General features: G+C 64.7%; 8 protein-coding genes and 1 pseudogene. 7 read left to right on the forward strand and 2 right to left on the reverse strand.

Annotated features, from left to right (window positions below; translation table 11 throughout):
* Together Q427_RS01550 and Q427_RS01555 are read left to right on the forward strand one after the other, a co-directional pair.
* A partial coding sequence (locus Q427_RS01550; protein WP_043510414.1) for a GNAT family N-acetyltransferase occupies positions 1–597 on the forward strand: 597 nt, incomplete at its 5' end.
* Between the two features lie 96 nt (positions 598–693).
* Positions 694–2,162: pseudogene (locus Q427_RS01555) on the forward strand (aminoacyl-histidine dipeptidase).
* A 92-nt stretch (positions 2,163–2,254) separates the two neighbouring features.
* Here Q427_RS01555 and Q427_RS01560 read toward each other — a convergent pair.
* Positions 2,255–2,728 (reverse strand): Dps family protein, encoded by a 474-nt coding sequence (locus tag Q427_RS01560; protein WP_043510415.1) that lies wholly within the window; start codon positions 2,726–2,728, stop codon positions 2,255–2,257.
* Positions 2,729–3,085: 357 nt separating this feature from the next.
* Between Q427_RS01560 and Q427_RS01565 the strand changes: the two genes are divergently transcribed.
* The 4 genes from Q427_RS01565 (at position 3,086) to Q427_RS01580 (ending at position 5,787) form a co-directional block, all read left to right on the forward strand.
* Entirely contained in the window at positions 3,086–3,637 is a 552-nt protein-coding gene (locus Q427_RS01565; RefSeq protein WP_043510417.1) for a hypothetical protein, read from the forward strand.
* Positions 3,637–3,993 (forward strand): hypothetical protein, encoded by a 357-nt coding sequence (locus tag Q427_RS01570; protein ID WP_043510418.1) that lies wholly within the window; start codon positions 3,637–3,639, stop codon positions 3,991–3,993. The genes Q427_RS01565 and Q427_RS01570 overlap by 1 nt, the downstream gene beginning before the upstream one ends.
* Positions 3,994–4,060: 67 nt before the next feature.
* A complete protein-coding gene (locus Q427_RS01575) occupies positions 4,061–4,744 on the forward strand; it encodes a DUF1007 family protein (protein WP_051496037.1) in 684 nt (227 codons plus the stop codon).
* The gene (locus Q427_RS01580; protein ID WP_043510419.1) at positions 4,735–5,787 is read left to right on the forward strand and encodes a nickel/cobalt transporter; all 1,053 of its coding nucleotides are present in this window, start codon (positions 4,735–4,737) and stop codon (positions 5,785–5,787) included. The genes Q427_RS01575 and Q427_RS01580 overlap by 10 nt, the downstream gene beginning before the upstream one ends.
* Here the strand turns inward: Q427_RS01580 and Q427_RS01585 are convergent.
* A complete protein-coding gene (locus Q427_RS01585; protein WP_051496038.1) occupies positions 5,761–6,216 on the reverse strand; it encodes an HIT domain-containing protein in 456 nt (151 codons plus the stop codon). The genes Q427_RS01580 and Q427_RS01585 overlap by 27 nt on opposite strands.
* Positions 6,217–6,396: 180 nt before the next feature.
* Between Q427_RS01585 and Q427_RS01590 the strand changes: the two genes are divergently transcribed.
* On the forward strand, positions 6,397–6,528 hold the full coding sequence (locus Q427_RS01590) for an entericidin A/B family lipoprotein (protein ID WP_043510420.1): 132 nt from the start codon (positions 6,397–6,399) through the stop codon (positions 6,526–6,528).
* Positions 6,529–6,675: the final 147 nt, after the last annotated feature.

Here is a 6,675-nt window from a genome sequence, read left to right on the forward strand (position 1 = left end):
CGATGGCTCATCGAGTCGGCCCTGGCGGCGGCGCGCCGGGGCGGGGTCGACCTGCTGGGTGCTAGTTTCGGCGCCGAGCCCGGGCTGATGGCCTTCTGGCAGGCACAGGGCTTTCGGGCCGTCAGGCTGGGGCTGTCCAGGGAGACGGCCACCGGCGAGCATGCACTGATGGTGGTCATGCCGACCAGCGTACGGGGAGAAGCCCTGGTCGGCGAGCTGACAACAGGCTTTCAACGTCTGCTGCCGACACTCCTCGCTTTTGAGCTCAATCATCTGGACCCGGCGGTGGCACTCAGGCTGCTGGCCGAAGGGCCGAGCCCCGTCATGAATGCCGCCGACCGGCGCGATATCGACGATGTAGCCTTCGGCTATCGCGAGCCGGCCCTGGCGCGTCCGGCCCTGCAGGCCCTGCTGCGCCAGGCGGCGATCGAGGAGTGTAACGACCCTGCGCTTGTCTGGCTGGTGGCCTGGGCCTTCCAGAACCGTGACACGCGCTGGTTGGCGACTACCCTGAAGGTTGCGGGCCGGCGCGGCGTCATGGAACAGCTGCGCAGGGCCGTGGCACGGCTCATCGAGGGTCAGGTTGCACCGGATTGAGTGAAGCGGTGTATGGGGGCGTGGGGCGCTGAGCGGGCTTTCCCCGGCCTCACGGTCCCGGTAAGGTAGTTCGGTTATCCACATGAAGATTCCATGATGAACGAACATCTCGAGCAGATTTCGCCGCAGCCACTGTGGCGGCACTTTCGCACTTTGTGCAACACGCCGCGACCCTCCGGTCACGAGGCCGCACTGGTGGCCGTTCTCGAGGCCTGGGCGGATGCCCGCGGCCTGGGCCATGACCGCGATGCCTTCGGCAACCTGCGCATTCGCAAGCCTGCCACACCGGGCAATGAAGCGGCGCCGGGCGTCATCCTGCAGGGGCATCTGGACATGGTAGCCCAGGCCAACGCTGACCACCCCCATGACTTCACGCGGGACCCCATCGAGACCTATGTGGACGGCGGCTGGCTGCATGCCTGCCACACCACGCTGGGGGCGGACAACGGGCTGGGTGTGGCGGCGGCACTGGCGGTGCTCGAGGATGAGCGTCTGCAGCACGGCCCGCTCGAGGCGCTTTTCACCCTGGAGGAGGAGTCCTCCATGGGCGGGGCCCTTAACCTGGCGGAAGGGTGGCTAGACGGCCAGGTCCTGCTTAATCTCGATTCGGAGGATCGTGGCGAGGTCTTCATCGGCTGTGCCGGTGGCGCCGATATCGTGGTGGAGGCGCAGCTGCCGACCGCCGAGCTTGCCGACGATGAAGTGGCGCTGCGACTCTCCCTCACTGGCCTGGTGGGGGGCCATTCCGGGATCGATATTCACCGTGGTCGTGGCAACGCCAATCGGCTGCTGGTGCGGGCCCTGCGGGCGCTCGAGGCCTTCGATGCACGCCTGGTGGATTATCATGGCGGCACCCTGCGCAATGCGCTACCACGTGAGGCTTTTGCCACGCTGGCGCTGCCGGTCGACGAGGAGGGTGCCGCCCGAGAGCGGATCGCTACACTGCAAGAGGTGCTTCGTGGCGAGCTGGCAGGCATCGACGAGGGGGTGACACTGGCCCTGCACCCACTGATGTCGCCTCCGCCCCTGGCGCTCAACGCCCATGCCAGCCGTATGCTGGTGGCGGCACTCCATGTGGCGCCATGTGGGGTGGAACGGATGAGCCAGGACATGCCCGGGGTGGTGGAGACCTCCAACAACCTGGGTGTGGTCAGTCTGGAGGCGGGGCGCTTCCATCTCTGCGCACTGGTTCGCTCGCTGCGCGACAGTGCCACGGCGGACATGGCCGACCGCTTTGCCGGGCTGTTCGACCTGATCGGTGCCCGCACCCGTGTCGAGAACGCGTATCCTGGCTGGACACCCGACCCCGACAGCCTCTGCTGTCACGCTTCCGTCGACTGCATCAGCGGGAACTGGGCAGCGACCCGGCCGTCCAGGTGATTCATGCCGGGCTTGAGTGCGGCATCCTGGCCGGCAAGTATCCCCATCTGGACATGATCTCCTTCGGCCCGCTGATCCGCGGGGCGCACTCCCCCGACGAGCGGGTGGAGCTGGCCTCCGTCGAGGAGTTCTGGACGCTGCTGCGGGGCTTGATCGAGGATCTCGCCGAGAGCCGGTTGGCTTGATATCGACGGAAAGCGGCACCGCCCGAAGGGGCGGTGCCGTAGTCGGGATGGCGCGATCGTGAACCCAGGTGATGTAGCAGGCCCTGGGGCAGTCAGCCCAGGTAGGCGTTGAGCATCCAGACGGTCTTTTCCTGCTCGCGAATGTAGTCACCGGCTTGGGCGGCGGTGCCTTCGTCGTCGGCATCGGAGGCCAGGGCGAGAATCTCGCGCTGCAGCTCGATCAGCGTCTGATAACCCTTGAGCACGCCCCGTACGCAGGCTTCGCCATCGTGCACGTCCTTGTCTTCGGCGATCACCGCCATGGACACATAGTCACTGTAGGCGTGGACTGGCTGGTGCCCCAAGGTAAGGATGCGCTCGGCCACCTCATCCACCTTGTTCAACAGGTCGGTGTAGAACTCCTCGAACTTGGTATGCAGCTCGAAGAACTGAGGGCCCTTCACGTTCCAGTGGTAGCCGCGCACATTCATGTAGAAAATCTGATAGTTGGCCAGCAGGGCGTTGAGCTTTTCGGCAAGCTGGCTGGCGCTGCTCTCGTGCAGGCCGATGGCATTGGTGTCGCTCATGCGCAGTGCTCCTTGTGCTGATTGCTTCCCGTGGAAGAAAGCAGATCCATTGGTCAAATCGCTGTTTCTGGTGCGATCCGTATCGCCATGGTTGCGTAGCCAGTATAAAAGCCTCGGTGCTGAGGGATAAGCAAATTCCGATCATCGCCTCCATAGCCTTCCCACATGACCTGACGTCGAGCCGAGCGCTTTTCAAGGGGTGCGTTGTTTTGCCGCCCCGTTGCAGGCCTTGCGGGAACCCTGCGCCATGGCGAGACTCTGATGAGGCGTCGTGACAGGTATCGGCGTGTCGACATGTGATTGCATGGCGTCCTGTGCCGCGTAGACTGCGACCCAAATCGACCGGGAGAGAACCCAATGCGTTCATGGTGGTGGATGCCCTGCCTGCTGGTGTTGGCCGGCTGCCAGACCACACCGACGGCACTGCCTTCGGCGGAGCCGCGCCCGGCAGCCGAGTGCCGCTGGGAAGGCGGTGGCCTGGCATCGGAGGAGTGGCTGCGCCGGGCCTTGACCGCACTCGAGCAGGAGGGCTTCGTGATTCGCCATACCGAGACGGCCTTGGGGCTGGTCAATGCCGAACGCACCCGTACCGTGCCCGGCTACGGCGACTTCTACGAGCGTGACCGAGTCGGCGTATTCGGCGGCTATGGCGTGGGCGGCGGGCGTGGGGGACTCTCCACCGGGGTGATGATCGGCTTCGGCGGCGTGTCAGGCAGCATCACGCGGGATGCCACGCGACTGGAGCGGGTCTCCCTGGTGGCCGATGGAGAGTGGGTCCGAGTCACGCGGGATATCCAGATCATCGATTGGCAGGGCGAGATCCGCGAGACACGCAGCGCCAGCGACACCGACTTCTGCCTTTCACTGCACAATGCCATGACCACGACCGTCCCTCGGGGAGGCACCTGATGTCCCGTTTCGCCATCCTGCTGCTGGCGCTCTTGCTGGCAGGCTGCGCGGCCACCGCGCCGGCGCCAGAGCCCCGTGAGCTCTCCCTGGCGGCCACGCCGGGTGACGTGCTGCAAGAGACCGTCGACCTGTTGATGGAGGAGGGCTACGTGATACGCCATGGGGATGCCGAGCTGGGCCGGGTGGAAGCGGCCCTGGCCCGCTGGCCCGGCTATCGGGTCACGGCGGAGGTCACGCCAGAGGGCGAGGCGGCACGCATCTCGATGACGGCAACACGGGGTGGGCGGCCGTTGCCGCCTCACCTGCTGGACCGACTGCTGGCGGCACTGCAGACCCGGCTCGGGCTGGCTCCCTGATGCCCAGATGCCCCAGCGCCCCGTATCGCGCTTCCTGTTTCACCTGCTTCCGAGATAGCCAACGATCATGACTTTGTTACCCTATCCTTCACTGCAAAAACCTGCACGCTTCTGGCTGGCCTGCTTGACGGTGCTGCTGCTGATCCCGGGTCTGGCTTACGCCCATCCCCATGGCTGGATCGATATGCGCGTGCGTCTGATCCTCGACGATCAGGGCCGCCTCGAAGGGCTGCATCAGTCCTGGCGCATGGACCCGTTCTATAGCCTGATCATCCTGGAGGAGCTGGGGCTGGCCGAGGGCGAGGGCGGCCTGGAGGCAGGTTTGGACCAACTGGGTGGTGAAATACGGCAAAACCTGGCCCCCCATGACTATTTCACCGAACTGCAGGTGGGAGGCGAGAAACTCGCCCTGGGAGAGGTGACCGAATACACCGTGATGGAGCGTGGCGGACGCGTCGAGTTCATCTTCATGCTGCCGCTGGAGACGCCACAGCCCCTGAGCGACCGGACGCTGTACTACAAGGTGTTCGATCCCACCTACTATCTGGAGGTGGTGCATGAGGCCGAGGGCAACACACCCCTGGACGATGCCCTGGTGGTCACCGGCGAGCTGAGGTGCTCGACGCGTATCGTCCCGGCCGACCCGGATCCCGAGCGGGTGATGGAAGCCGCGATGCTGGATATCACCGATGAAGCCGAACCCGGGCTGGGTCGCTACTTTGCCGAGACCGGGGAGGTGACATGCGACTGAGTGCAATGCGCCTGCAGGGCAAGGGATGGCTATTCGGGGTGGGGCTGGTGCTCGCGGCCGTCCTGATCCTGCTGATCGCCCAGGGAAGCTTTCAGTCGTTGAGCTTTCAGCTGGTCTCCTGGCAGCGGGATTTCCACCGTGCCCTCACCATGGCGATCACCGAACTTTCCGGAACCCCGACTCCCGCCACCTGGGTGGCACTGCTGGGCATCAGCTTCGGCTACGGCGTCTTCCATGCCGCAGGACCCGGTCATGGGAAGGCGGTATTGACCACCTACCTGCTCACCCAGGGCGGGGCGGTTCGCCGTGCACTGGCACTCTCCTTCGCCGCCTCTCTGCTGCAGGGCATTGTCGCCATCAGCCTGGTCGTGGTGCTGGTACATGGCCTGGGTTGGGTCACCCGCCAGGCCATGGGTAGCGTCGTCTGGGTCGAACAGGCCAGTTTCCTGATGGTGGCGCTGCTGGGGGCCTGGCTTTGTCTGCGTGCCATTCGTCAGCTGCGGCGGCCTGCGGCCCACGCTCATCGTCGCTCCTCGTCTCCCGTCGCAGCGGGCCACGCGCCGGATCCACATCATGGTCATGAACACTGCTGCGGGGGGCACCACCATGTGGACCCGCAGCAGGCGGCCGACTGGCGTACCGCCCTGGCTACCGTCGTGGCCATCGGCATTCGCCCCTGCAGTGGTGGCGTGCTGCTGTTGGGGGCGGCGACGCTGCTGGGACAGTTTCCGGTCGGAGTGGCGGCGGTGCTGGTCATGTCCTTGGGCACGGCACTGACCGTATCCGGCCTGGCGCTGGCCAGTGTCGTCGCACGGGGGTGGGCCGAGCGCCGCCTGGCCCAGCAGAGCAGCATGGAGCGCGCCGGCCGGATGTTGGGTTGGGCGTCATTGTGCGGAGGGCTGGCCATCATGGCGCTGGGCGTTTCGCTTTCCGTCACCGGAGTGAGCCAACCCACGTCGGCGCCACTGCTGGGGGAGCCGCCTTCACGCAGCGCCGGCGCCGAGTCACCCGCCCGGTCAAACCCCTTCGGTGGTGGAGGCTGAGCCCGGCGCCCTCAGCTTGAGTGCCTCGATCCGGGCCAGCAGGTGGTCTCTCATGCCGGCCAGGCCGTCCAGGTCATAGGGTTCGGGCTCACCATGGCCCCATACGGGTGCCGGCCAGGCGGCATCCTCTCTGCGCCTCACGACGACATGGACATGGAGCTGGGCCACCACGTTACCGAGGCTGGCAATGTTGAGCTTGTCCCCCTTGGTCAGCGTCTTCAGCATCTGGCCGACCAGGGTGGCTTCGCGCCAGAGTTGTTGCTGGTCCGCCTCATTCAGTTCGAATATCTCGCTTATGCCGTTGCGGCGGGGAATCAGGACCAGCCATGGGAAGCGGGCATCATCCATCAGCCTTAGCTGACACAGGGGCAGCTCGGTTACCGGGTAACTGTCCTGGACCAGCCGTTCATCGAGTTCAATGGATGTCATTGTTCCCCCCTCCACCCTTGCCGTTATTACCGCGTTGTCTTGCGCTGCCCTCATCATGGCACAGTCGAATCGAGAATGGCCTACCGAGCCGATGCAAAGCCATGAGTCTTAAATCGCGCACCGGGGTGGCGACAATGCTAGATTGAAGAGGCAGAAGTCCTGCCCAATGGAGAAGGCAAAATGAAACGGATAATTGCACTGTCACTGGTTTCACTCTTTGCCCTGTCATTGCTCACGGGTTGCAATACCATGCGTGGCGCCGGCGAGGACATCGAGAAAGGCGGCGAGGCGATTCAGCGTCAGGCAAGCTGAAGCGGGGAGATTATGCAGGGTTTGGCAAGGGCTGTTACGCTGTAAAAGGCCATTGCTTCACGGAAAGGAATGGATGTCCTGGAAGTTTTCAAGGAGAAACGACCATGAAGAAAGCCATTGCCCTTAGCTTTGCCCTGCTGATGACCG

It is taken from the genome of Halomonas sp. BC04, assembly GCF_000568385.1.

What these genes read in the sequence shown, in the direction of transcription:
- Q427_RS01580 (WP_043510419.1), top strand. Translation starts at nt 4,735, where the DNA reads ATGCGACTGAGTGCAATGCGCCTGCAGGGCAAGGGATGGCTATTCGGG.
- Q427_RS01560 (WP_043510415.1), bottom strand. Translation starts at nt 2,728, where the DNA reads ATGAGCGACACCAATGCCATCGGCCTGCACGAGAGCAGCGCCAGCCAG.
- Q427_RS01575 (WP_051496037.1), top strand. Translation starts at nt 4,061, where the DNA reads ATGACTTTGTTACCCTATCCTTCACTGCAAAAACCTGCACGCTTCTGG.
- Q427_RS01585 (WP_051496038.1), bottom strand. Translation starts at nt 6,216, where the DNA reads ATGACATCCATTGAACTCGATGAACGGCTGGTCCAGGACAGTTACCCG.
- Q427_RS01565 (WP_043510417.1), top strand. Translation starts at nt 3,086, where the DNA reads ATGCGTTCATGGTGGTGGATGCCCTGCCTGCTGGTGTTGGCCGGCTGC.
- Q427_RS01570 (WP_043510418.1), top strand. Translation starts at nt 3,637, where the DNA reads ATGTCCCGTTTCGCCATCCTGCTGCTGGCGCTCTTGCTGGCAGGCTGC.
- Q427_RS01590 (WP_043510420.1), top strand. Translation starts at nt 6,397, where the DNA reads ATGAAACGGATAATTGCACTGTCACTGGTTTCACTCTTTGCCCTGTCA.